At 68.7% G+C, this 24083-nt stretch carries 18 protein-coding genes and 1 tRNA gene; 4 read left to right on the top strand and 15 right to left on the bottom strand.

The genetic code is table 11. The annotated features are described in order from the left end of the window. The first annotated feature begins 156 nt into the window (after window positions 1–156). Together EV139_RS01525 and EV139_RS01520 are read left to right on the top strand one after the other, a co-directional pair. Window positions 157–1143, top strand: coding sequence for a heavy-metal-associated domain-containing protein (locus EV139_RS01525; RefSeq protein ID WP_130452549.1), 987 nt, complete (start codon window positions 157–159; stop codon window positions 1141–1143). A 46-nt stretch (window positions 1144–1189) separates the two neighbouring features. Further along, on the top strand, window positions 1190–3457 hold the full coding sequence (locus EV139_RS01520) for a heavy metal translocating P-type ATPase (protein ID WP_130452868.1): 2268 nt from the start codon (window positions 1190–1192) through the stop codon (window positions 3455–3457). Between the two features lie 236 nt (window positions 3458–3693). On the opposite strand, the gene EV139_RS15790 is transcribed toward EV139_RS01520, so the two are convergent. The 4 genes from EV139_RS15790 to typA all read right to left on the bottom strand — a co-directional run bounded on the left by EV139_RS15790 (window position 3694) and on the right by typA (window position 7108). Next, the gene (locus tag EV139_RS15790; protein ID WP_157992963.1) at window positions 3694–3996 is read right to left on the bottom strand and encodes a hypothetical protein; all 303 of its coding nucleotides are present in this window, start codon (window positions 3994–3996) and stop codon (window positions 3694–3696) included. Between the two features lie 256 nt (window positions 3997–4252). Then, window positions 4253–4326 (bottom strand) — tRNA-Pro (locus EV139_RS01510). A gap of 97 nt (window positions 4327–4423) precedes the next feature. Beyond that, window positions 4424–5119: a maltokinase N-terminal cap-like domain-containing protein gene (locus EV139_RS01505; protein WP_130452547.1), complete on the bottom strand. Its 696-nt coding sequence runs from the start codon at window positions 5117–5119 to the stop codon at window positions 4424–4426. Window positions 5120–5200: 81 nt separating this feature from the next. After that, a complete protein-coding gene (gene typA / locus EV139_RS01500; RefSeq protein ID WP_130452546.1) occupies window positions 5201–7108 on the bottom strand; it encodes a translational GTPase TypA in 1908 nt (635 codons plus the stop codon). A gap of 150 nt (window positions 7109–7258) precedes the next feature. Here typA and EV139_RS01495 point away from each other — a divergent pair, with 150 nt between their 5' ends. Further along, the gene (locus EV139_RS01495; protein WP_130452545.1) at window positions 7259–8452 is read left to right on the top strand and encodes a multidrug effflux MFS transporter; all 1194 of its coding nucleotides are present in this window, start codon (window positions 7259–7261) and stop codon (window positions 8450–8452) included. Window positions 8453–9120: 668 nt separating this feature from the next. Here the strand turns inward: EV139_RS01495 and EV139_RS01490 are convergent. The 8 genes from EV139_RS01490 to EV139_RS01455 all read right to left on the bottom strand — a co-directional run bounded on the left by EV139_RS01490 (window position 9121) and on the right by EV139_RS01455 (window position 20347). After that, complete coding sequence (locus EV139_RS01490; RefSeq protein WP_130452544.1) at window positions 9121–10908, bottom strand: dipeptide ABC transporter ATP-binding protein; 1788 nt, start codon at window positions 10906–10908, stop codon at window positions 9121–9123. Further along, on the bottom strand, window positions 10905–11927 hold the full coding sequence (locus EV139_RS01485; protein ID WP_130452543.1) for an ABC transporter permease: 1023 nt from the start codon (window positions 11925–11927) through the stop codon (window positions 10905–10907). The genes EV139_RS01490 and EV139_RS01485 overlap by 4 nt, the downstream gene beginning before the upstream one ends. 1 nt (window position 11928) lies before the next feature. Continuing rightward, complete coding sequence (locus EV139_RS01480; protein WP_130452542.1) at window positions 11929–13008, bottom strand: ABC transporter permease; 1080 nt, start codon at window positions 13006–13008, stop codon at window positions 11929–11931. A 67-nt stretch (window positions 13009–13075) separates the two neighbouring features. Continuing rightward, the gene (locus tag EV139_RS01475) at window positions 13076–14683 is read right to left on the bottom strand and encodes an ABC transporter substrate-binding protein (protein ID WP_130452541.1); all 1608 of its coding nucleotides are present in this window, start codon (window positions 14681–14683) and stop codon (window positions 13076–13078) included. A 261-nt stretch (window positions 14684–14944) separates the two neighbouring features. After that, window positions 14945–16669: a dipeptide ABC transporter ATP-binding protein gene (locus tag EV139_RS01470; RefSeq protein WP_130452540.1), complete on the bottom strand. Its 1725-nt coding sequence runs from the start codon at window positions 16667–16669 to the stop codon at window positions 14945–14947. Beyond that, the gene (locus EV139_RS01465; RefSeq protein WP_130452539.1) at window positions 16666–17640 is read right to left on the bottom strand and encodes an ABC transporter permease; all 975 of its coding nucleotides are present in this window, start codon (window positions 17638–17640) and stop codon (window positions 16666–16668) included. The genes EV139_RS01470 and EV139_RS01465 overlap by 4 nt, the downstream gene beginning before the upstream one ends. After that, window positions 17633–18559, bottom strand: coding sequence for an ABC transporter permease (locus EV139_RS01460; RefSeq protein ID WP_130452538.1), 927 nt, complete (start codon window positions 18557–18559; stop codon window positions 17633–17635). The genes EV139_RS01465 and EV139_RS01460 overlap by 8 nt, the downstream gene beginning before the upstream one ends. Window positions 18560–18742: 183 nt before the next feature. After that, window positions 18743–20347 carry a peptide ABC transporter substrate-binding protein gene (locus EV139_RS01455; RefSeq protein ID WP_130452537.1) on the bottom strand — a complete coding sequence of 535 codons (1605 nt, stop codon included), beginning with the start codon at window positions 20345–20347 and terminating at the stop codon, window positions 18743–18745. A gap of 268 nt (window positions 20348–20615) precedes the next feature. Between EV139_RS01455 and EV139_RS01450 the strand changes: the two genes are divergently transcribed. Beyond that, the gene (locus EV139_RS01450) at window positions 20616–21440 is read left to right on the top strand and encodes a CPBP family intramembrane glutamic endopeptidase (protein WP_130452536.1); all 825 of its coding nucleotides are present in this window, start codon (window positions 20616–20618) and stop codon (window positions 21438–21440) included. 131 nt (window positions 21441–21571) lie between these two features. Here EV139_RS01450 and EV139_RS01445 read toward each other — a convergent pair whose 3' ends face one another. From EV139_RS01445 to EV139_RS01435, 3 genes are all read right to left on the bottom strand, one after another. Then, window positions 21572–22276 (bottom strand): hypothetical protein, encoded by a 705-nt coding sequence (locus EV139_RS01445; RefSeq protein WP_241988935.1) that lies wholly within the window; start codon window positions 22274–22276, stop codon window positions 21572–21574. 78 nt (window positions 22277–22354) lie between these two features. Further along, a complete protein-coding gene (locus tag EV139_RS01440) occupies window positions 22355–23275 on the bottom strand; it encodes a homocysteine S-methyltransferase family protein (RefSeq protein WP_130452535.1) in 921 nt (306 codons plus the stop codon). Beyond that, on the bottom strand, window positions 23272–24060 hold the full coding sequence (locus EV139_RS01435) for a phosphotransferase (protein ID WP_130452534.1): 789 nt from the start codon (window positions 24058–24060) through the stop codon (window positions 23272–23274). Before EV139_RS01435 ends, EV139_RS01440 begins: the two co-directional genes overlap by 4 nt. Window positions 24061–24083: the final 23 nt, after the last annotated feature.

The following is a 24083-nucleotide window of genomic DNA, read 5'->3' as shown; positions in this document are numbered from 1 at the left end:
CGCGCTTGACTTATACCCCTGGGGGGTATAGCTTCAGAGTGTCAATTGAAAGGACGCCACGATGAGCACGAGCCAAGACCAGGGTGCCGGACGCGCATCCCCGGAACGCACCCGGGCGCACGACCGGGCCGCCGCAGCCGCAGGAATGCGTCGCTGATGCGCGCTCCACTCAAGCTCGGACTGTATGGAGCAGGGCTCGCCGTCGTCTTCGGCGCGGCAGCGCTCACCGCACACCTGGTGGTCCCCGAGCAGAGCGTGCAGGATTGGATCAGTGATCCTGCCCCCACTCACACAGGAGGAACCGACATGACTTCACCCATCTCCGCAACTTCCGACGCCCACGACGCAGCGACCGAGGCACCCGGCTTCGGCCTCACCATCGCGCAGGACGGCTTCCAGCTCGCTCACGTGACGGCGCCCACCGAGCCCGGGGTCGCCGGAACGCTCAGCCTCTCCGTGACCGGCCCCGACGGCTCCCCCGTGACCGACTTCGTCGTCGAGCACGAGCAGAAGCTCCACCTCATCGTGGCCCGCGGCGACGGCCAGCGCTTCCGCCACGCGCACCCCACCATGGCGGCGGACGGCACCTGGTCACTGCCATGGGAGTGGGACGCTGCGGGCAGTTACCGTGTCTACGCAGACTTCATCCCGGCCGCCACCGGGGAGCCGCTCACGCTGTCGACGATGGTGCAGGTTGCCGGCCCATTTGAGCCGCAACCCGCGACCCTGTCAAGCGAGGCTACGGTCGACGCGTACGACGTCGCGGTGCGCGGCGATCTCCTCGCCGGCACGCCCACCGAGCTCACCTTCACCGTGACGCGCGGTGGTGCCCCGGTCACCGGGCTCGAGCCGTACCTGGGGGCGTTCGGCCACCTGGTTGCGCTCCGCGACGGCGACCTCGCCTACCTGCACGTCCACCCGCACGGTGCAGCCCCGAAGCCCGGCGACACCTCCGGCCCCGACATCGTCTTCGAGGTCACGGCGCCGACTCCGGGCACCTACCTGCTCTACCTCGACTTCCAGGCGGCCGGCGAGGTCCACACCGTGCCCGTCGTGGTCGAGGCCACCGGCACGGCAGACGCCGCGTCTCACGCGGGATCGAGCACCACTCACCAGGAAGGCCAGGCACGTGAGCACGACTAGTGCCCCCCAGTCCCGAGAGAACCACGTCGAGCTGCTGATCGGCGGCATGACGTGCGCCTCGTGCGCCAACCGGATCGAGCGCAAGCTCAACAAACTCGACGGGGTCACCGCGAGCGTCAACTACGCGACCGAGAAGGCGACCGTCACGGCCCCCGCGGGCGTCGATCCACAGCTCCTCATCGAGGAGGTCGAAAAGACCGGGTACTCCGCGGCGCTTCCCGCGCCCCCCAAGGGGGCTGCAGAGGCGGACGGCGAGTCCCCCGAGGACGCCGAGCTGCGCTCGCTGCGGCACCGACTCATCGGCGCGGCAGCGCTCGCGGTCCCCGTGATCGCGATGGCGATGATCCCAGCGCTCCAGTTCGACTACTGGGGGTTTGCCTCGCTCGCGCTCGCCGCGCCAGTGGTCGTGTGGGCCGGCTGGCCGTTCCACAAGGCCGCCTGGGTCAACCTCAAGCACGGCTCCGCAACGATGGACACCCTGATCTCCATCGGCACGCTCGCCGCACTGCTCTGGTCTATCGTCGCCCTGTTCTTCGGTACGGCCGGGGATCGCGGCATGCGACACGCGTTCGAGTTCACCGTCTCGCGCACCGACGGGCTCAGCAACATCTACCTCGAGGTCGCCGCGGGAGTAATCACATTCATCCTGATGGGGCGCTACTTCGAGAAGCGCTCGAAGCGTCAGGCCGGCGCAGCACTGCGCGCGCTGCTTGAGCTCGGCGCAAAGGAGGTCGCGGTGCTCCGCGACGGGGTGGAGACCCGCATCTCCATCGACGACCTCACGGTGGGTGATGAGTTCGTGGTGCGCCCCGGTGAGAAGATCGCCACGGACGGCGTGATCGTCTCCGGCAGCTCAGCGATCGACGCGTCGATGCTGACCGGAGAGTCGGTGCCGGTCGAGGTCACCGTCGGCGACGCGGTCACGGGAGCGACGGTGAACGCCGGCGGCCGGATCGTGGTGCGCGCCGAGCGGATCGGCTCGGACACCCAGCTGGCGCAGATGGCGAAGCTGGTCGAGGACGCGCAGTCGGGCAAAGCCGACGTGCAGCGACTTGCCGATCGCGTTTCCGGCGTGTTCGTGCCGATCGCCATCGCGATCGCCGTCGCAACGCTCGGCGCCTGGATCGGCGCGGGCTTCCCGCTCAGCGCCGGGTTCACCGCCGCCGTTGCGGTGCTGATCATCGCGTGCCCCTGTGCACTGGGACTCGCCACCCCCACGGCCCTGCTCGTCGGGACCGGGCGCGGCGCTCAGATGGGCGTGCTCATCAAGGGACCTGAGGTACTCGAGTCGACGCGCAAGGTCGACACAATCGTGCTCGACAAGACCGGCACGGTCACCACGGGCAAGATGACCCTCACCGACGTGATCCCCGCGGCGGGCGTCGACCGCGCGCAACTGCTGCGCCTGGCGGGCGGGCTCGAAGACGCCTCCGAGCACCCGATTGCGCAGGCGATCGCGAAGGGGGCCACCGCCGAGGTCGGTGACCTCCCCGTGCCCGAGTCGTTCGCGAACATTGCGGGACAGGGCGTGCAGGGCGTAGTCGACGGCCACGCGGTGCTCGCCGGACGGGACTCGCTGCTCGCGGAGTGGTCGCTGACGCTCGACGACGCCCTCGCCGAGGCAAAGCGCGCCGCCGAGTCGGCAGGCAAGACCGCGATCGCGGTCGGCTGGGACGGCGAGGCGCGCGGCGTGCTGGTGGTCTCCGACCAGATCAAGGCGACGAGCGCGGAAGCGATCAGCCAGTTCATCGAGCTCGGCCTCACCCCGGTGCTCCTCACGGGAGACAACCGGACCGTTGCCGAGCATGTCGCCGCCGAGGTGGGGATCACGCGGGTCTACGCGGAGGTGCTCCCCCAGGACAAGGTCGACGTGGTGGCCGCGCTGCAGCGCGACGGCAAGGTCGTGGCAATGGTCGGCGACGGCGTCAACGACGCCCCGGCGCTCGCGCAGGCGGACCTGGGCCTCGCCATGGGCACCGGCACCGACGTCGCGATCGCCGCAGCCGACATCACGCTCGTGCGCGGCGACCTCCGCGCCGCGGCAGACGCGATCCGGCTCTCCCGCCGCACGCTCAGCACGATCAAGACGAACCTGTTTTGGGCATTCGCCTACAACACGGCGGCGATCCCGCTCGCCGCGTTCGGGCTCCTCAACCCGATGCTCGCGGGCGCCGCCATGGCGCTCTCAAGCGTGTTCGTCGTGTCGAACAGCCTGCGGCTGCGCTCATTCAAGTCGCGGGCGAGCTCCGCCGCCCCGGCGGCGCCGAGCCGCCAGCGGCCCCAGCAGCCGGCCCTCGCGGAGGTCGCGCCGTAGCCGCGCCGCGCTCCCGTGCGGCAGCGCGCAGCACCAGGGCCCCGGCCCCGCAGCTCACTGCGGGTCCGGGGCCCTGGTGCGTGGCCTGTCTGATCCGCACGCCGCGGGTCGGGCGTCGCACCGTCCCGCTCGGGCCGCACGCCGTGGGTCGGGCTTCGGGCTTCGGGCTTCGGGCTCCGGGCTCCGGGCTCCGGGCTCCGGGCTCCGGGCTCCGGGCTCCGGGCTCCGGGGGGAAGCTACTGCATCGCTCCGACGAATACGAACGCGAAGGCGAGCACCCCGAGCGAAAACAGCAGCGAGAGGCTTCCGGCGACGATGCCGATGATTGCGAGCACGCGCGACTGACCGCGCCGGAATGCGAGGACTCCCGCCGCAAGCCCCACGGCGCCGACCAACGCGCTCAGCACGAGGGGCCACGCGCCGCCAAACGTAAAGAACACGAGCGCAATGAGGATCGCGCTCACGAGGCCGGCCAGGAACGCGGTGACCGCGAGCCCTCCGACGGGCCGGGCGCGTGCGGCGCGGTGCGGTGCGGTCATCGTGGTCCTTTACGAGTCGGGGCAGCTCGCCCGAATATAGCACCAATAAATGGCCTTCGTGCAAAATCACCAGTTGTCCACCGAGGCGGACCGGGTCACGCCCGCCGCCGGATCGGGTCTGCGCGGAGTCGAGGGAACGGGTCTGCGCGGAGTCGCGGGGACTCGCGCCTCCGGCACCCCGCGCGGGCGGCCGCAACCACCAACAAGAAAGACCCGGAACTCGCGCAGTTTCCTGCGGGAGTTCCGGGTCATTTTGTCGGGATGACAGGATTTGAACCTGCGACCCCGTCGTCCCGAACGACGTGCGCTACCAAGCTGCGCCACATCCCGATTTTGCGCTTTCACGCAAGGACTACTGTACCGGGTCGGGGGCCAAACTTGGAAATCGGGGCCGCCCGTCGCGAGATTCCGGGCGGGTCGGATCCACCTAGTCGGGGGCGACCGTGGTGAGCGTGGCGATCGTGACCGGGATTTCCTGCCCGGGCCAGGTGATGCGGAGCGCGTACGCGTCGGGCCCGTCCCCGATCTCGGCGTCGGAGACCGCGAGCGCTTCCGCGCCGCCGCCGGCGAGCGCCGCGGCGTCGAGCACGTGCCGGATCCGCAGCGTGGCGAATCCAGTGTCGGCGATCGTCACCCCGCCAAGCTCGGACACAGAGGCCGCCCACATCTCCGGGACCGGGCGATCCGGCTGTCCGGAGCCGCGGAGCTGACTGCGCGGCCGCAGCGGCACAGGCTCCCCCGCGTCTGAGTGCACGAACTCCTCCGCCTCGGTGCGGCCGTGCGCCATGGTCTCGGCGAGCACGGTGCGGCACACCGGGTCGCCGGCGCCATCGCTGATCCAGCGCGTGCCGAGCACGCCGTGCGCGGAGGTGCCCACGAGGAACTCCTCGCCGTCGGCGATCGCCGCGCCGCGGTACGTGAGCACGGCGTGGTAAATCGTGTCGTCGCCGGCCGTGACGAGGTGCCCCTCGATCCCCACCTCGCCCTCCGGGTCATCGAGCCGATACGAGGCGACCTTGCTCAGCGCGCTGGCGTCGCCCCGAAACCACGGCCGCGTGGGCAGCCACGCGGCGAGCAGCTCGAGCTTTGACGGGGACATCGTGGTGTCGTACATGAGTGCCATGTCGCGATCCTACGCCCGAACGACGCAGCGCCCCACCCCCAATCGGGGATGAGGCGCTGCGTACCGCGGAAGCGGCCGGGGTTACTTGCCCTGGTTCTTCACGCGCGATGCGCTGCGGGCGCGCGCGTTTGCCTCGAGCACGACCTTGCGGATGCGCACGGCCTCCGGGGTCACCTCGACGCACTCGTCCTCGCGGGCGAACTCAAGCGACTCCTCGAGGGAGAGCTGGCGCGGCGGCGTCATCGACTCGAACGAATCGGAGCTCGCGGCACGCATGTTCGTGAGCTTCTTTTCCTTCGTGATGTTCACGTCCATGTCCTCGGAGCGCGAGTTCTCACCGATGACCATGCCCTCGTAGACCTCCTGCGTGGGCTGGACGAAGAACGTCATCCGCTCCTGCAGGTTGATCATCGAGAACGGGGTGACCACGCCGGTGCGGTCCGCGACGATCGAGCCGTTGTTGCGGGTCACGATCGGGCCGGCCCACGCGTCGTAGCCGTGCGAGATCGCGTTGGCGATACCGGTGCCGCGGGTGGTGGTCATGAACTCCGAGCGGAAGCCGATCAGGCCGCGCGACGGGACGATGAACTCCATGCGCACCCAGCCGGTGCCGTTGTTCACCATGTTCTCCATGCGGCCCTTGCGAGACGCGAGGAGCTGCGTGATCGCGCCGAGGTGCTCCTCGGGGGTGTCGATCGTGAGGTGCTCGTAGGGCTCGTGCGTCTTGCCGTCGACCTGCTTGGTGACCACCTGGGGCTTGCCCACGGTGAGCTCGAAGCCCTCGCGGCGCATGTTCTCGACGAGGATCGACAGGGCGAGCTCGCCTCGGCCCTGCACCTCCCACGCGTCCGGACGCCCCACGTCGACGACCTTGAGCGAAACGTTACCGACGAGCTCGCGGTCAAGACGATCCTTGATCATGCGGGCGGTGAGCTTGTGGCCCTTCACCTTGCCCACGAGCGGCGACGTGTTCGCGCCGATCGTCATGGAGATCGCCGGCTCGTCGATCTCGATCATCGGCAGCGGGCGCACATCCTCGGCGTCGGCGATGGTCTCGCCGATCGTGATGTCCTCGATACCGGCGATCGCGACGATGTCGCCGGGGCCGGCCTTCTCGGCGTTGTAGCGCGAGAGCGCCTTGGTGAGCATCAGCTCGGTGATGCGCACGTTCTGGACCGAGCCATCGTGGCGCACCCAGGCGACCGTCTCGCCCTTGCGGATCTCGCCGTGGTGCACGCGCAGCAGCGCGATACGACCGAGGAACGGCGAGGAGTCAAGGTTGGTGACGTGCGCCTGCAGGGGGTGCTCATCGTCGTAGGTGGGGGCGGGGACGTGCTCGAGGATCGCACCGAAGAGCGCCTCGAGGGTGTCGCCGTCGGGCAGCGTGCCGTTTGCGGGCTCCGTGAGGCTTGACGCGCCGGCGCGACCCGAGAGGTACACGACGGGAACGTCGAGCACCGCGTCGACGTCGAGATCCGGGTGGTCCTCAGCGAGGTCCGATGCGAGCCCAAGGAGCAGGTCCTGGGCTTCGCTCACGACCTCGGGGATACGCGCGTCGGGGCGGTCAGTCTTGTTGACCGCGAGGATCACGGGGTGCTTCGCTTCGAGCGCCTTGCGGAGCACGAATCGGGTCTGCGGAAGCGGACCCTCTGACGCGTCAACGAGCAGCACGACGCCGTCGACCATCGAGAGCGCACGCTCAACCTCGCCGCCGAAGTCAGCGTGGCCCGGGGTATCAACGACGTTGATGACGATGGGGCCGTTTGTGGCGTGCTCACCCTCGTAGGAGATCGCCGTGTTCTTGGCGAGGATCGTGATGCCCTTTTCGCGCTCAAGATCGTTCGAGTCCATGACGCGGTCATCGACGTCTGCGTGAGCGTCGAATGAGTTGGTCTGACGCAGCATGGCATCGACGAGCGTGGTCTTGCCGTGGTCGACGTGTGCGACGATGGCAACATTGCGGAGGTCTTCGCGAGTAGCGAGAGCCATAGGGGTGGTGTCCTAACGTGACGATCTGATCGTCGACAGGGCGGGGTGCCGGGCGCCGCGGGGCCTCCCCCAGCGGCACCGAAGAAGCCGACGCACTATTTTAGCGGATTCAGCGGAGATTCGCTCACAGCAATCGTATATGATCAATAAATGACTGTGCACCCGAAGCTTACACCGGGTCTGCTGGCAGTCCTCTCCTTCCTCGCGGCGACCGGCCCGTTCGCCACGGACATGTATTTGTCGTCGTTCACGCAGATCGCGTCCGACCTTGGGGCGCCCGCGTCGTCGGTGCAGCTCACCCTCACCGCGTTCCTGCTCGGGATCGGATCTGGGCAGCTCGTCCTCGGCCCGCTCTCGGATCAGTGGGGCCGCCGCCCGATCCTGCTCGTCGCGCTTAGCGTCTTCGCCGCGACGAGCGTGGCAATGGTGTTCTCGCCAAACGTCGGCGTGCTCATCGGGCTGCGCTTCTTGCAGGGCTTCGCCGGCGCTGCCGGGGTGGTGGTGTCGCGCGCGATCGCCGTGGATCTCACGGAGGGTGCGGCCGCGATCCGCGCGATCAGCCTCATCGCCATGTTTGTGGGGCTCGGCCCGCTCATCGCCCCGCCCGTCGGTGGCGCGATTGCCGCCGTCGCCGACTGGCGCGCGGTGCTCGCCACCCTCGCCGGGCTCGCCGTAGCGATGCTCGTGCTTGCCGCGGTGCTCGTGCCGGAGTCGCTGCCCCGCGAGCGGCGCAACGCCGCAGGACTACGCGCGGCCCTCCGCAACTTTGCCGCGCTGCTCGGTGACCGCGGCTTCCTCCTGCTCATGTGCGTCTTCGGCCTCGGCTTCGGCGGCATGATGGCCTACATCTCCGCCTCCCCGTTCGTGGGGCAGATCATCCTCGGGATGTCGCCGTTCGTCTACTCGCTCGCGTTCGCCGCGGGCGCGCTGGCGATGATCACCGCCAACCTCATCAATGCGCGGCTCGCCGGCAAGGTCCCGGCGACGCGGATGCTGTTCATCGGGACGGTGTTCGCGCTGCTCGCCGGGACCGGGCTCACCGTGCTCGCCACGAGCGAGGCGCTCACCCCCGCCTCGTTCATCGCCTGCGCGTTCACGCTCACCGGCGGCACGGGGCTCATCATGTCGAACGCGAGCGCCCTCGCGCTTGCCCGCGCAGGGGCTGCGAAGGGATCCGGGTCTGCGCTGCTCGGCGCGAGCCAGTTCGCGGTCGGCGGCCTCGCCTCGCCGCTCGTGGGTGCGTGGGGCGAGCACACGGCCGTACCGATGGCGGTGTTCGTGCTCGGCGTCGCGGTGCTCGCCTGCGTGGGCGCGGTGATCGTGCACCGCACCACCCCGCGCTAGCGCTTCGCGGGGCGCGGGGCGGTGGGCGGCCGGTTCCTCGCCCCGCGCAGATCCGACCCTCTAGCGCAGATCCGACCCGTTGGCGCAGACCCGACCCGGCAGTCCAGCGAGAACCGGGTCGGATCCGGGCTAACGGGTCGGACCTGAGCGCGGGCAGGTGTGGCCGGGCTCGGTGCGGCGCGGCAGGGCACGGCGCGGCACGGCTGCACCGGCGCAGATCCGACCCCTTCACGCAGATCCGACCCTCGCGCGCAAATCCGACCCCTCGCGCGCAGATCCGACTCGGCAGTCCGACGAGAACCGGGTCGGATCTGTGGCAAGGGGTCGGATCTGAGCGCAGCTCGACACGGCGCGGACCGGGAGCACAGCCGTGCCCAGGCAGCGCCGGGGCGTGGGATGGCCGGGCGGGCCGGGATGCAGCCACACCCCGCCAGCGCAGATCCGACCCTCAGGCGCAGATCCGACCCGGAAGACCAAGTAAGAACCGGGTCGGATCTGGGCCAACGGGTCGGATCTGAGCGCAGCCCGGCACCGCCCGGGGCGACCCGGCGCAGCTAGGCGCAGCCGCGCTACACGGGCCCGACCGCGCCAGACGGGCAGCCGCGCTACACGGGCCCGACCACGCCAGCCACGCTGACCGCGCCAGCCGCCCAGCCAGGGCCCGGCGGCTACCCCTCGCGGAGCTCGCGGGCGCGCTCGCGGCGAATCGCCTGCTCCGCCGGATCCGGGACCGGCAGCGACGCGAGCAACCGCTGCGTGTAGCGCTGCTGCGGGTCGCGGAGCACCTCATCGACGGTGCCGCTCTCCACGAGCTCCCCCTTTGTGAGCACCCCAACCCGATCGGCGAGGGCGTCGACCACCGCGAGATCGTGCGTGATGAACACCGCGGCGAAGCCGAGCTCGGCCTGCAGCTCGGTGAACAGTTCGAGCACGCGCGCCTGCACCGACACGTCGAGCGCCGAGGTCGGCTCGTCGGCGATCAGCAGCTTCGGATCGAGCGCCAGCCCGCGGGCGAGCGCCGCGCGCTGCCGCTGCCCGCCCGAGAGCTCGTGCGGGAATCGGTCCCCGTATGCGCGCGGCAGCTGCACCGCCTCGAGCAGCTCGTCGACGCGCGCCCTGGCCGCGCCGGGATCGCGCGCAATCCGCTGCACCACGAGCGGCTCGGCCACGTTCTCGGCGATGGTGAGCAGCGGATTGAAGCTCGACGCCGGGTCCTGGAACACGAAACCGAGGTCGCGCCTCGCGGATCGGAAGCGCCGCTCGCTGAACCCGACCATCTCGTGCCCGAGCACCTGCAGCGAACCGCCCGTCGCCGGGGTGAGGCCCGCGATCGCGCGCCCGATCGTCGACTTCCCGGAGCCAGACTCCCCCACGAGACCGTAGATCTCGCCCGGGGCGATCTCGAAGTCGATGCCGCGCACCGCGAGGAACCCGGGCTTGCCGAGGCGCCCCGGGTACCGGATTTCGAGGCCGCGCGCCGCGACGATCGGCGCGGGCGCAGGGACCTCGGCCACGCCAACGGCGCCGGCCACGCCAACGGCCTCGGCCGCGCCAACGGCGCCGGCCGCGCCAACGGGCCCAGCCGCAGCCCCCGGCCGCTCCGCCACCACGATCCGCCCCTCGCCGAGCCGCAGCACGGACCCGAGCAGCCGCTTCGTGTAGTCCTCGCGCGGGTTCGCGAACAGCTCGGCCACCGGCGCGCGCTCAACGACCACGCCCTCGTACATCACGGCCACGTCGTCGGCGAGATCCGCCACCACCCCCATGTTGTGGGTGATCAGCAGGATCGCGGTACCAAACTCATCGCGCAGTCGCCGCAGCAGGTCGAGGATCTCGGCCTGCACGGTCACATCGAGCGCGGTGGTGGGCTCGTCGGCCACGATGAGGCCGGGGTTGAGGGCGAGCGCCATCGCGATCATGACGCGCTGCTTCTGCCCGCCGGAGAGCTGGTGCGGGTATGAGTCGACGCGCTCGTGCGGCTCGGGGATCCCCACCCGCTCGAGCATTTCGATCGCGCGTGCGCGCGCCTCCCGCTTCGAGAGCTCGCCGTGGGCGCGCAGCCCCTCGGCGATCTGCCAGCCCACCGTAAATACCGGGTTCAGCGCGGTCGACGGCTCCTGGAACACCATTGCGACGTCCCGGCCGCGCACGCGGCGCAGCTGCTCGCCCGACAGGTGCAGCACGTCGTTCGCCTCGCCGCCGTCACGGGTGCGCAGCACCACCGACCCCGAGGCGATCGCGGTCTCGGGCAGCAGGCCGAGCACGGTGCGCGCCGAGACGCTCTTGCCGGAGCCGGATTCACCCACCACCGCGAGCACGCGCCCGGGCTCCACGGCGAGCGACACCCCGTCGACCGCGCGCACCGCGCCGTGGTCTGTGGCAAAGGTCACCGCGAGGTCGCGAATCTCGAGCACGTGGCCGGCGCTCCCCCGACCGTTCAGTGCGGTCTCGCTCATGCGTCAGATCCTTCCCGCTGCGTCCCGACAGAGGTTGCCGAGACGGTGCCGCTGCCGGCCTTCACGCGGCGGCGACTGCGCAGCCGCGGGTCCGCGAGGTCGTTGAGGCTCTCCCCCGTGAGGGTGAGTCCGGTCACCACGAGCACGATGGCCAGGCCCGGCCAGAGGCTCGTCCACCACACGCCGTTCGTCACATCGGCGATTGCCTTGTTGAGGTCGTAGCCCCACTCGGCGGCGGAGTTCGGTTCGATACCGAAACCGAGGAAGCCGAGGCCCGCGAGCGTGAGGATCGCCTCGGACGCGTTGAGCGTGAAGACGAGCGGCAGAGACCGGGTCGAGTTACGCAGCACGTGCCGGAACATAATCCGGCTGCGGCTCGCTCCCACGACACGGGCAGACTCGACGAAGGCCTCGGACTTCACCCGCACCACCTCGGAGCGCACCACGCGGAAGTACTGCGGGATGAACACGACGGTGATTGACAGTGAGGCAGCCCAGATGCCGCCCCACAGGCTCGACTGACCGCCCGAGATCACGATCGACAGCACGATCGCGAGCAGCAGCGACGGGAACGCGTAGATCGCGTCGGCGATCATCACGAGCACGCGGTCGAGGGCCCCGCCGATGTACCCGGAGACGAGTCCGAGCAGCGTACCGGCGAAGATCGAGCTGACCACCGCGATCAGGATCACGAGGAACGCGGTGCGCGTGCCCCAGATCACCCGTGAGAGCACGTCGTAGCCGGCGATCGTGGTGCCAAATGGATGCGCTGCGGAGGGCGCGGAGAGCGAACCGAAGTCGCCGTCGGGCCCGCTGAGCGCGGAGAACGAGTATGGCGCGAGCACGGGCGATGCGAGCGCGGTGAGCGCGAAGAGCACGACGAGCACGAGCCCGGCGACCAGCATGCCGCGCTGCAGCCCAACGCTCTGCCGCAGCTGCTTGATCAGCGGCCAGCCGTGCCAGCCGCGCTCGCGCCGCGGCGCGGTCAGGATCGCCACAGTGTTGAGTTCACTCGACATCTCAGTACCTCACTCGCGGGTCGATGAGCGCCGCGACCACGTCGACGACGAAGTTGCTGAGCGCGACGATCACCGCGAGCAGCGCGACGATCCCCTGCACGGCGACGAAGTCGCGGGCGCTCAAGTAGTGGGCGAGCTGGAACCCCAGCCCCTTCCACTCGAAGGTGGTCTCCGTGAGCACCGCACCGCCGAGCAGCATGGCGATCTGCAGCCCGATCACAGTGATGATCGGGATCAGCGCGGGGCGGTACGCGTGCTTGGTGACCAGCCGGAACTCCGAAACGCCGCGCGAGCGCGCCGAGTCCACGTATTCACGACCGATCGTGCCGATCATGTTGGTGCGCACGAGGCGCAAGAAGATGCCCGCCGTCATCATGCCGAGCGTGAGCGCGGGCAGGATCGCGTGCAGCAGTACGTCACCCACGTTCGCGAGGCTTCCCGTGCGGATCGCGTCGATGAGGTAGAGCCCGGACGGGTCCGGGAGCATTTGCAGTTGCAGCTCCGTGGCGATCGAGGCTCTGCCCGAGACCGGCAGCCAGCCGAGCCACACCCCGAAGATGAGCTTCATGATGAGGCCGGAGAAGAACACGGGCGTCGCGTAGGTGAAGATCGCGAACACGCGCAGCACGGCGTCTGGGCCGCGGTCGCGGTAGTACGCGGCGAGCATGCCGAGCGGGATCCCCACGACGAGCGCGACGATGAGCGTGTACACGGCGAGCTCGAGGGTGGCCGCACCGTAGGTGACGAGCACCTCGGTGACGGGGCGCCGGTCGCTGAAGGTGACCCCGAAGTTGCCGGTGAACACCTGGCCCAGGTACTCGAAGTACTGCACGATGAGGGGGCGATCGTACCCGGCCTCGGCAACGCGCTTGGCGAGCTCTGCCGGAGGGAGCCGGTCACCGACGGAGGCGGTGATCGGGTTGCCCAGGGTGCGCATGAGGAGGAACACCATCGTCACGAGGATGAAGACGGTGGGGATGATGAGGAGCGCGCGCCAGAGGATGAAGCGGCCGAGACCGCCCCCACCGCTCCGGGTCTTGATCTGCGCGCTCGCCGTCGAGGCGGCTTCGGTGATCGTCATGATCGAATCCGATGACACGGGAACAGCGGGCAGGCGCTCACTCGCGCCCGCCCGCTGCACACGGCGTCTACTTGGTTAGCGTCCCGAAGCGGAACTTGAACGACGCGTCAAGCGTCACCCCGTCCACGCCATCGACCGCGACCGCCACCTGAGCGCCCTGCTGCATCGGCAGCGTCGACAGGTCCTCGGCGAGCAGATCCTGCACCTGCTCCAGGAGCTTGGCGCGGGCGTCCTCGTCGGCGGTGACGCGCTGCTCGTCGATCAGCTTCACCACCTCCGGGTTGTCGTAGTGGTTCACCAGGAAGTTGTCCGGCATGAAGAACGGCGTGAGGTAGTTGTCGGGGTCCGAGTAGTCGGGGAACCAGCCGAGCTGGTGCGCCGGGTAGAGATCCGCGACGCGATCCTCCGTGTACTGGCCCCACTCGGTCGACTGCAGGTCAACCGCGAACAGTCCGTCGGCCTCAAGCTGCGCCTTGATCTGTGCGTACTCCTCGGCCGAGGCCGCGCCATAGCGCTCGCCCGCGTACTGCAGCTGCAGCGTGACCGGCGTCTCGACGCCCGCGTCGGAGAGTCGCTTCGCCGCGCGATCCGCGTCGGGTCCACCCTCGCCGTCGCCGTACAGGCCCTTGAGGGCCTCGTTCGCGCCGAGCAGCCCCTCGGGAATGTACGAATAGAGCGGGGTGTAGGTGCCCTTGAACACGTCGGTCGAGATCTTCTCGCGATCGATCGAGTCAGCGACCGCCTGGCGCACCGCGAGCGCCTTCGCGGGATCGGCACCCTCAACGCTCGCGCCGTAGGGCATGGTGTTGAAGTTGAAGACGATGTAGCGGATCTCGCCGCCAGGTCCCTTGACCACGTTGAGGCCGTCGGTGCCCTCGAACTTCTGCACGTCGGTGGCCGAGACGTTGCGGAACGCCACGTCGACGGCCTTCGTCTCGATCGCCTGGCTGAGGTTCGACTCGTTGGCGAAGTACTTCATGTTGATCGAGTCGGTCTTGGGTGCGCCCCAGAGGCCGTCGTAGTCCGCGAACGCGGTGTAGGCGATCAGGTTGCCCTTGTCGAAGTTGGTGACCGCGTAGGGGCCGGCGAACGGGTTTGCGGCCACGAGCTCCTGGTCGTCCATCACCGCGTCGGCCGGGAACACATCCTCGTCGACGATCGGCCCGACGGGGCTCGAGAGCACCTGCGGGAAGGTCTGGTCGTTCTCGGACTTCAGCGTGAACACGACCGTCGTGTCGTCGGGCGCGGCAACGCTGTCGAGGTTCGCGAGCAGGCTCGACGGCCCGTTCGGATCCGCGATCGCGACCTGGCGATCAAACGTGAACTTCACGTCGGAGCTGGTGAGCTCGTTGCCGTTCGCGAAGGTGAGGCCCGGCTTGAGCTTCACGGTGTACTCGGTCGGCGCGGTGAACTCGGCCGACTCAGCGATATCGGGCGCCACGGTCGACTCGCCCACCGGGTTGTTGAGCAGGAACGGATAGACGTTCGTCATCACGGCGAACGAGCCGTTGTCGTACGCACCGGCGGGATCGAGCGAGGTGACCACCTCGGTCGTGCCGATCGTGATCGCGCCGCCGGAACCGCCCGCGCTGCCCGAGTCACCCGAGCCGCCCGTGCCGCCGCCGGCGCACGCCGTGAGCAGCACCGCGCTGCCGAGCAGAGCGACACCAGACATCATTGTCTTTTTCAAGAGCTTCCTCCATCCAGGAGAACGCGCGCCACGCTGCGTCGTGCAGCGCTGCACGCATCCAATCTACGCTCCGAGCCTACCGAACGTTCGGCCACGACTTGGTCGTCGCGACCAATTTGTAACACTCGGCGTTGTAGACCCCCGCACACGCAGACAGCACGAGGCCGGGCGGATCGAAACCGATCCGTCCCCGGCCCCGCGCTGTGTCTGCGGTGCTGAATCACGCCTCACCGAGGCGCGCGAGTGCTAGCTCACCCCGAGCTCGATTTTTGCCCCCGGAATCGCGGCGAGAAGGTTCTTCGTGTACTCCTGCTGCGGGTTCTCGAACACCTCATCGGTGGTGGCCTGCTCCACGATCTTGCCCTGCTGCATCACGCAGACCCGGTCCGCGATCAGGCGCACAACCGCGAGGTCGTGCGTGATGAACAGGTACGTGAGCCCCAGCTCGCGCTGCAGCTCCGCGAGCAGATCGAGGATCTGCGCCTGCACGAGCACGTCGAGCGCGGAGACCGCCTCGTCGAGCACGAGAATGTCGGGCTTCAGCGCGAGACCGCGGGCGACCGCGACGCGCTGCCGCTGCCCACCCGAGAGCTCGTTCGGGTACCGAGTCGCGAGCTCACGCGGCAGCGAGACCTGATCGAGCAGCTCGTTGACGCGCGCCTTGCGGCTCGCGGCGTCGCCCACGTTGTGGATGTGCAGCGGCTCCATGATCGTGTTGCCGATGTTGTGCAGCGGGTCGAGCGAACCGTACGGGTCCTGGAACACTGGCTGCAGGGTGCGGCGCAGATCGAAGAGCTCGGCACGGGACATCCCGGCCGTCTCTTTCCCCGCGATCCGGATGGTCCCGGAGCTCGGCTTCTCAAGCTGCAGCACCATCTTCGCGATGGTCGACTTGCCCGAGCCAGACTCGCCCACGAGCGCCATGGTCTCGCCGCGGTTCACGGTGAAGGTAGCCCCAGAGACCGCGTGGAAGTCCTCCGAGCCGAAGCTTCCCTTGCGGATCTTGTAGACCTTGCCGAGGCCGGAGACCTCGATCACCGGATCGTTCGGGCGCACCTCGCTGCCGAGGCCCTCCGCGATCGCCGCGACATCGAGCGTACCGGTCGGTGCCGCCGGGATCGTCGCGTCGCTGCCAATCCGGCGCGAGGCCAGGCTGGGGGCGGCCGCCACGAGGCGCTTCGTGTACGGGTGCTGCGGCCGCTCGAGGATCTCGCGGCTCGGGCCCGACTCCACGATGTTGCCCTGGTACATCACGATCAGCTTCTCAGCGCGCTCAGCCGCAAGGCCGAGATCGTGCGTGATGAAGACGACCGCGGTGCCGAGCTGCGAGGTGAGGTGCTCAAGGTGGTCGAGCACCACGCGCTGCACGGTTACGTCGAGCGCGGAGGTGGGCTCGTCAGCAATGAGCAGCTCAGGCTCGGCCGAGAGACCGATTCCGATGAGCGCGCGCTGCTTCATCCCGCCAGAGAACTGGTGCGGGAACTGCTTCATGCGCTGCTCGGCGTTCTGGAGCCCGGCCTGTTCGAGCACCTCGACGGCGCGAGCGTGCACCTCCTTGCGACCCTTCGCCAGGCCGTTCGCCCGGATGGCTTCCTCGACCTGGAACCCGACCGACCACACCGGGTTGAGGTTTGACATCGGGTCCTGCGGCACGAGGCCGATCTCGCGTCCGCGAATCGACTCCATCTCACGCCGCCCGATCCCCACGAGCTCGCGCCCCTGCCAATCGATCGACCCGGCCGTGATGTGCCCGGTTCCGGGCAGCAGGTTCATGACCGCGTGCATGGTGGTGGACTTGCCCGAGCCGGACTCCCCCACGATCGCGACGGTCTCGCCCGGGTAGACGTCGAAGCTGACGCCGTGCAGAACTTCCTTGGGGGCCTTGTCGACCTTGAACGCGACGCGCAGATCGCGCACGCTGAGCACCGGCTTCATTTGCTGTTCTTCGTTTCCAGTCGTTGCGGCGCTCATCGGCGTGCCCTCGCCTTCGGGTCGAGTGCGTCGCGCACGACCTCACCCAGCAGGATGAAGCCGAGCACCGTGATGGTCAGTGCGAGAGACGGGTAGATCAGCGGCATCGGGTCCGTGCGCAGCGACAGCTGTGCCGCGCTGATGTCGTTGCCCCAGCTGATGAACTGACCGCTGGGAAGCCCCACGCCCAGGAACGAGAGCACCGACTCGGCGACGATCGCCGACGAGAGCGAGATCGTGGTGACCACGATCGCGGGTGCGATCGCGTTCGGGAGCACGTGCTTGATGAGCGTCCGGATCCGCGACAGACCGAGTGACTCGGCCGCCATCACAAAGTCGGCGTTCTTCACCCGCAGGATCTCACTGCGCACGATACGTGCGGTGATCGGCCACGAGAACCCACCGATCGCGAGCGCGATCACGAGCGGGTTGCGGTGGTTCGCAAGCACGCTCATCACCACGACGGCCGCGAGGATGTAGGGGATCGAGAAGAAGATGTCGCCGATGCGGGAGAGCAGGGAGTCGAGCGCGCCACCAAAGAACCCGGCGAGCGCGCCCATGATGGTGCCGACCACGAACGTGAGTGCGATCACCATGAGGCCCACGGACACTGAGGTACCCGTGCCGTAGACGATGCGCGAGTACACGTCGCAGCCCTGCTTGTTGAAACCGAGCGGGTGCCCGGACGTGGGAGCGCCGTTCGAGTTCTGCAGCCCGCACGCGCGCGGGTCAACCTGGGTAAACAGGCCGGGGAACAGGGCGACGAGAGCGACGACGAGCAGGATCGCCGCGGAGATCCAGAACATCGGGCGGCGGCGCATATCGCGCCAGGCATCAAGCCACAGCGTCGACTTCTTCTCGGCGATGCGCACCGCGTCAACGGCGGCAACCGGCGTCTCGTCGACCGGCGCTACGAAGTGCTCTGCCACCGGGCGAGTGCCGCGATTGGCTGGTGTTTTCGGCTCAGGCATAACGAATCCTCGGATCGAGTACGGCGTACATGAGGTCAACGAGCAGGTTCACACCGAGGTAGATGAGGACCATCACGGTGACGAACGAGACCACCGTCGTGTTCTCGCCCTTCAGGATCGCGTTGAAGAGGACGTTGCCGACGCCGGGGACGTTGAAGATGCCCTCGGTCACGGTGGCGCCGACCATCAGGATGCCAAAGTCTGTCGCGGTGTTCGTGATCGTGGGGATCAGCGAGTTGCGAAGCACGTGGACCGGGATCACCCGGCCGCGACTCAGGCCCTTCGCGTACGCGGTGCGCACAAAGTCCTGGTTGAGCGTGTCGATGACCGAGGCGCGGGTGAGGCGCATGCTCGTCGCGTACAGGCTCACGCCGAGCACGAGTGCCGGCAGGATCATGTCCTTCAGCGGAGCGCCGGTGCCCACCGTTGGGCTGAACCACCCGAGCTTCAGTCCGAGTCCGTACTGCGCGATGAACGCGATGACGAAGATCGGGATGCTCATAAACACGAGCCCGATGATCAGGTTGATGTTGTCGAAGAACTTGCCCTTGCGCAGCCCCGAGAACAGGCCGATCACAATGGCAAGAACGAGCGAGATCACGATCGCCATGATCGCGAGCTGGATCGTCACGGGGAACGTGCGAGCGAGGATCTCCGACACCGGCTCACCCGAGAAACTCACCCCGAAGTCGCCAACCAGGATGCCCTTGAGGTAGAGCAGGTACTGGATAAAGAAGGGCTGATCAAGGTTGTACTGCTCGCGCAGCCGCTCAAGGATTGCCTCGCTCGGGACCTTCTCGCCGAACATCGCGGCGACGGGGTCTCCCGGCATGGCAAAGACCATGAAGTAGATCAGGAAGGTGGTGCCAAGAAGCACCGGGATCACTTGTAGGACGCGGAAGAGGATATATCTCAGCATTCGCCGGTCCCCCCGCGCTCGATTGCGCTATGCATAATGTGTATTCTCTCGCAATTGTGGTGCGCCGCAAACCTGAGGACTTCGGTGTCCCCGGCCTGCAAGTCTTTGGCTGCGCCGCGACACGGGTGTCGTCACGACGCAGGGAAAGCCCCGGAGCATGCTCCGGGGCTTCCCGCAGAAGGATTACTTCTTGGTGATCTCGTTGAAGATCGGGACCGAGTTCCAGCCGAACGTGACGTTGTCAACGTTCTCGCTGAAGCCACCGGTCGTGCCCTGGTACCAGAGCGGGATCGACGGCATGTCCTCGAGGAGGATCTCCTGAGCCTGGTGCAGCTTGTCGATCGACTTCTCGTGATCGGCTTCCTGCACTGCCTCGTCGAGGAGCGTGTCGAACGCCGGGTTCGCGTAGAACCCGTGGTTCGAGCTGGCACCCGAGTAGTACAGCGGCTGCAGGTAGTTGTACGCGCCCGGGTAGTCAGCCTGCCAGCCCGAACGGAACGGGCCGCCGACGACGTCGGACTCGCGATCGTCCAGGAACGCCTGGAACGTGGGGTAGAGCTTCGGAGCCGCGGTCACGCCGAGCGTGTTTGACCACTGGTTCGCAACTGCCTCGATCCACACCTGGTGCGGGCCGTCGGAGTTGGTGGCCACCTCAAGGGTGCCCTCGAACGGCTTGATCGCGTCGGCCTCTGCCCACAGCTTCTTCGCCTCTTCGGGGTTGAAGTCGAGCTTCTCGACACCCTTCAGGTCCTCGGTGTAGCCGTCAACGATCGGCGAGGTGAAGTCGCGCGCGGGGATGTTGGTGCCCTCGAAGATCACATCGATGATCTCCTCGCGGTCAACAGCCATCGACAGCGCCTGGCGGCGCAGCTTGCCTTCTTCGCCCTCGAAGTTGTTGAGGTTCATCGAGACGGTGAGCGTGGTGAGCAGCGCACCGGCCTGGTTGATGGCGCGGTCGCCGAGCTCGTCCTGGAACACCGCGAACGAGGTGTCCGGGATCTGGTCGAGCACGTCGAGATTGTTCGCGAGCAGGTCCGTGTATGCCGCGTCGAGCGAGGCGTACATCTTGAAGTCGATGCCGTCGTTCGAGACCTCACGGGGCCCAACGTAGGTGTCGTTCTTCACCAGCTTGATCTCGACGTCGTGCTTCCACGCGTCGTCGCTCGCGAGCTTGTAGAGCCCGTTGCCGATCGGCGCCTGGCCGTAGGCTTCCATGTCCTCGAACGCGACGTCGGGCAGCGGGTAGTACGCCGAGTAGCCCAGGCGGTCGCGGAAATCGGGAGTCGCCTCGATCGTGAAGGTCTGATCGTCAATGATCTTGAGGCCCTCGAGCGCCTCGACCGGCTCGGTCTCGCTGAAGCCCTTGATCGCGCTGAAGAAGTACTGGTTGCCCAGCGCGTTGTCGACGTTTGCCGCGTAGTTCCAGGCGTCGACGAAGTTCTTCGCGAGCACCGGGGTGCCGTCGGAGAACACAGCGTCGTCGCGGAGCTTCACCGTCCACGTGGTGCCGTTGTCGGTCTCGATCGACTCAGCAACACCCATCTGGGTGGCGCCTTCTGCGTCGTAGTAGACGAGACCTTCCCAGAGTGCGTCGACGACCTTGCCGCCGCCCACCTCGGTCGTGTCTGCCGGGATGAGGCCCTTCTGGGGCTCGGTGCTGTTGACGGAAATGATCCCGCCTGATTCGCCACCCGAGCTAGCCGAATCTCCACCCGACGTGCAGCCGGACAGAGCGAGCGCGCCTGCGGCGGCCAGAGCGATAAAGCTCAGAGCCTTCCGTGATCGCATCACTGATTTCCTCCTTCGGATATGTCCATCGGAGGAGTGCTGTAAGTGTACGCGTGTGCATAGCGCACATCCCCCGCGGACTTGTGTGTACCCAACAAGCTTATCCGTCAGATGAAGGTGCTCATGCACGTTTGGGGCGCCGTGACGACTTCGTAACGAGATACTGTGGAACTCGGCAACGATTCTGCGGACCAAGCGGCGTTGGCTGTGCAATTCCGCAGAGCCAGACCCCGCGGCGTGCCACGGCCCCGCGCGATACGCTGGCCGCATGCACACTGCGCCCGCCTCCCGCTCCCGGCTGCGCTGGGAGATCGCCATCGTGCTCGCGCTCTCGTTCGGTGCCTCCGCGGTGTACGCGATCGTCAACATTGTGGAGCGGCTCACGCGCGACACGGCACTCTCGGAGCAGACCGCGACGATCAACCGCTCACTCGCCGAGCGGCCGCTGTTTGACCTCGTGTATCAGCTGCTCGCGTTCGGCTTTGGGCTTGCGCCCACCGCGCTCGTAGTGTTCTTGCTGTGGCGCTCGACCGCGCCGCACCTCGGCCGCCTCGGGTTCGGGGCGCCCGTTGCAACAGGGGGACCCGGGAGCGGCACCGCGCGGCGCGGACGCTGGTGGCTGGGCGAGACCGGTTGGGGATTCGGCCTCGCCGCGTTGATCGGGATCCCCGGGATCGGGTTCTACCTCGCAGCCAAGGCCATCGGGATCAACGTGACCGTCGTACCGACCGCGCTCGATGCCTTCTGGTGGACGGTCCCGGTGCTCATCCTGCAGGCGCTCCGCGCGGCGCTGAGCGAGGAGCTCATCGTCGTCGCGTACCTCTTCGACCGCCTACGGCGGCTCGGCTTCGGCGCCGTCGCGATCATCGTGACGAGCGCCCTCCTCCGCGGCAGCTACCACCTGTACCAGGGGTTTGGCGGCTTCCTCGGCAACGTGATCATGGGGCTCGTCTTCGGGTGGGCGTACCACCGCTACGGGCGCGTGCTCCCCCTCATCGTGACCCACTGGATCCTCGACATCTTGAGCTTCGCCGGGTACCCGCTCGCGCTCGCCCTGTGGCCGGCGCTGTTCGGCGCCCCGGCCGCCGGGTAGCGCGGTTGAACCCGTGGCAGGACGGTCCCGCCGGCAGGACGGTCCCGCCGGCAGGACGGTCCCGCCGGCAGGACAGCCCTGACGGCAGGGCGGGGCCGCCGAGCGGGCCGCCGCCGCTGCGAGTCCGCGGGTTAGGCGGGCTTGATCGTCTTCGTCCAGGCGTCGAGCAGCCCCCACACCTCGTCGTAGAGCTCGGGCGCGGCCTCGCACTTCGTGGCCGGCTTCGCGACCTCGAACGTGCCGTCGGGAAGCTTGGTGGCGCCCCACGCGGTGCGCATCGCCGCGCAGGACTCGGGGAACGAGTTGAACAGGTCGCCCGTGAGGCGCAGCTCATCGTCGGCGCCGATGTTGAAGCTCGCGCCGCCGAGCCGCTGCGGCCACTGCGACGTGGCGTTCCAGGGCCCGATGGGGAACGGGATGGTCTCCCCCACGTCGACCGACGGTACCTCGTCGTCGTCCGACTCCGGCGACTCGGTCTCAGACGGCGCGGGCGTGCTGGGCTGCGGCGCCGTGGTCTGGCTCTGCGTCGGTGACGAGGTCGCGGTCGGTTGCGCAGTGGTCTCGGGCTCGCCCTGGCCGCGCGCGATGTTGAGCACCACGATTGACGCGACGATCGCGAGCACCGCGACAATCCCGACCACGATCCACGGCTTCGCGTTCGGCCCGCCCGCGCGGCGCTCCCGGTCTTGGGCAGCGCCGACGGCGCCGCGCTCGGCAGGGAACTGTGCGGTGCGCACCCGGTCCGCCTGCTCGTAAGCGAGTCGCTCGCGGGCAGGGACGGGCTCGGGTGTCTCTTCGCTCGGGCCGAAGAGTTCCTCCAGTGGGTCCTTATTCACACCCCCACCCTAACCACTCAATCCGGGGTTTCAGTGTCACCGGGCCCGTGAACGCGCGACTCGGCGCCCGCCAGTGGCTTACGCGGCGGCGTCAGCGAGCGCCGCGATGTGCGGCGCGTCGGTGCCGCAGCAGCCGCCGAACGCGGCGGCGTTGGGCGCGTACGAGCGCAAGGCAAGCTCCCCCGCGGCGAAGGCGCCCGGGGCGTCGCCGGCGCCCTCGTCTCCGTGTTCAGCGGCGTTCAGTCGGAACCCAATAATGCGCGTGAGTTCGGCGGATCCGGCGTCCGCGGCGAGGCCGCGCGCAACCTCGCTCGGGTGCGCGCAGTTCACGAGGAATCCCACGGCCGCGCCGTCGGTGGCCGCGTCTGTCGCGGCAATGGCGGCGGCCACGGTTGACCCGTCGCCCAGCAGGCCGTCGGCACCCACCGCGAACGAGACCGCAACGGGAATTCGGGCGGCCTGGGCCGCGCGGACCACGCCGATCCCCTCGGCCGCGTCGAGCATCGTGACGGCGGTGACCCGATCGGCTCCGGCCTCAGCGAGCGCGGCAACCTGCGGCGCGTGATACTGCTCGGCCTCAGCGGCCGTCATGCGCTCGGCCGCGACGTACTCGTCGTAGCGCGGCCCCACGCACCCGTTGACCACTAGATCGGGGAACTGGTCGTCGCCGGTCTCGCGCACCAGCGCCACCGCGTCGGCGTTCGCGCGGGCGAGCGCCGCGGCATCAGCACCGACCCGCGCACCCCAGTCGGGGTTGGCGCGCCAGGTCGGCGTGTCGAGCACGAGGGGCAGCCCGCGCTCCGCGGCGAGCTCGACGAATGGGCGATAGTACTCGCGCAGCGCGTCGCGGCCCGCCGGGGTGTCGAGCAGCACGAACGCCGCAAACTCAGGCAGCTCCTGCCCGAGCCGATCGCCGAGCGCGGTCTCGATCCCGCCGTCGGTCAGCGTGACCGGAGCCGTCTCGGTGGTGTCGTGGTGCGTTTGGGCCTGCGTGGTCATGCGTCACTCCCTCGGTTCGGTTGCATCGTTTCGAGTGCGGCGAGGATCTGCGCGCGGCGCGCACCGAACTCGGCGACGCGGCTCTCGTGCCGCGCCATCACGCCGGCGTCCCGCAGCGCGATCGTGCCCGGATCCTGGCGCTCCAGCCCCGCCTGCCACCGCGCCGCGATCAGTGCCATGCGCGCCTCGACCGCGTCGAGCAGCGCAGCTGGCGCGGTGTCGCCGTAGGCCGCCGCAGCCAGCGCGATGCGGCGCGCGGCGTCCGGGGCCGGAATCTCGCGCAGCAGCGGCACACCAGACCAGCACATGAAGGCGAGGTCGTCGATCGGCCGCCCGGGGCCCGCGCGATCCCAGTCGATCATGCCGGCGAACTCGCCGTCGACCACCACCCAGTTGTAGAGGCCGGGATCGTTGTGGCAGATCACCTCGTCGGGGCCGAGGTCTTGCACGCCCTGGCGCCACTCGCGCGGGCCCGGCCGAAACTCGCGCACCGCGTCGTGAAAGCGCCGCAGCCAGGCCGCGGCAGCGGCCAACGCGGTGTCGCTCACCTGCTCGGTCTCGGGGTCGAGCGTGGCCCCGGGGAGGTAGTCGAGCACCTCGCGGTGCTCGACGTCGATGCCCCGCACGGCAGGGATCCCGTCGAGGCCGCGCGCGTTCAGATACCCGAGCAGCTCGTGCACGGCCGGCGTCCACGCCCCGGTGGGGCGGTGCACGCGCGTCACTCCGTCAGCGCCCGCGATGCGCCAGACGCCGCCCGATCCTCCCGGCAGGTGTTCGCTCTCCACGCTTCGACCGTAGCGCACGCGGC

Origin of the sequence: Leucobacter luti (assembly GCF_004217175.1) — a bacterium.
GTDB classification, from domain to species: Bacteria; Actinomycetota; Actinomycetes; order Actinomycetales; family Microbacteriaceae; genus Leucobacter; species Leucobacter luti.
Note: the sequence above shows the minus strand (reverse complement) of the source record. Positions and strands in the feature narration are given on the sequence as shown.

Bases quoted from the DNA above. Each gene is read 5' to 3' on its own strand.
- EV139_RS01525 (WP_130452549.1), top strand. From the start codon at position 157: ATGCGCGCTCCACTCAAGCTCGGACTGTATGGAGCAGGGCTCGCCGTC.
- EV139_RS01520 (WP_130452868.1), top strand. From the start codon at position 1,190: ATGACGTGCGCCTCGTGCGCCAACCGGATCGAGCGCAAGCTCAACAAA.
- EV139_RS15790 (WP_157992963.1), bottom strand. From the start codon at position 3,996: ATGACCGCACCGCACCGCGCCGCACGCGCCCGGCCCGTCGGAGGGCTC.
- EV139_RS01505 (WP_130452547.1), bottom strand. From the start codon at position 5,119: ATGGCACTCATGTACGACACCACGATGTCCCCGTCAAAGCTCGAGCTG.
- typA (WP_130452546.1), bottom strand. From the start codon at position 7,108: ATGGCTCTCGCTACTCGCGAAGACCTCCGCAATGTTGCCATCGTCGCA.
- EV139_RS01495 (WP_130452545.1), top strand. From the start codon at position 7,259: ATGACTGTGCACCCGAAGCTTACACCGGGTCTGCTGGCAGTCCTCTCC.
- EV139_RS01490 (WP_130452544.1), bottom strand. From the start codon at position 10,908: ATGAGCGAGACCGCACTGAACGGTCGGGGGAGCGCCGGCCACGTGCTC.
- EV139_RS01485 (WP_130452543.1), bottom strand. From the start codon at position 11,927: ATGTCGAGTGAACTCAACACTGTGGCGATCCTGACCGCGCCGCGGCGC.
- EV139_RS01480 (WP_130452542.1), bottom strand. From the start codon at position 13,008: ATGACGATCACCGAAGCCGCCTCGACGGCGAGCGCGCAGATCAAGACC.
- EV139_RS01475 (WP_130452541.1), bottom strand. From the start codon at position 14,683: ATGTCTGGTGTCGCTCTGCTCGGCAGCGCGGTGCTGCTCACGGCGTGC.
- EV139_RS01470 (WP_130452540.1), bottom strand. From the start codon at position 16,669: ATGAGCGCCGCAACGACTGGAAACGAAGAACAGCAAATGAAGCCGGTG.
- EV139_RS01465 (WP_130452539.1), bottom strand. From the start codon at position 17,640: ATGCCTGAGCCGAAAACACCAGCCAATCGCGGCACTCGCCCGGTGGCA.
- EV139_RS01460 (WP_130452538.1), bottom strand. From the start codon at position 18,559: ATGCTGAGATATATCCTCTTCCGCGTCCTACAAGTGATCCCGGTGCTT.
- EV139_RS01455 (WP_130452537.1), bottom strand. From the start codon at position 20,347: ATGCGATCACGGAAGGCTCTGAGCTTTATCGCTCTGGCCGCCGCAGGC.
- EV139_RS01450 (WP_130452536.1), top strand. From the start codon at position 20,616: ATGCACACTGCGCCCGCCTCCCGCTCCCGGCTGCGCTGGGAGATCGCC.
- EV139_RS01440 (WP_130452535.1), bottom strand. From the start codon at position 23,275: ATGACCACGCAGGCCCAAACGCACCACGACACCACCGAGACGGCTCCG.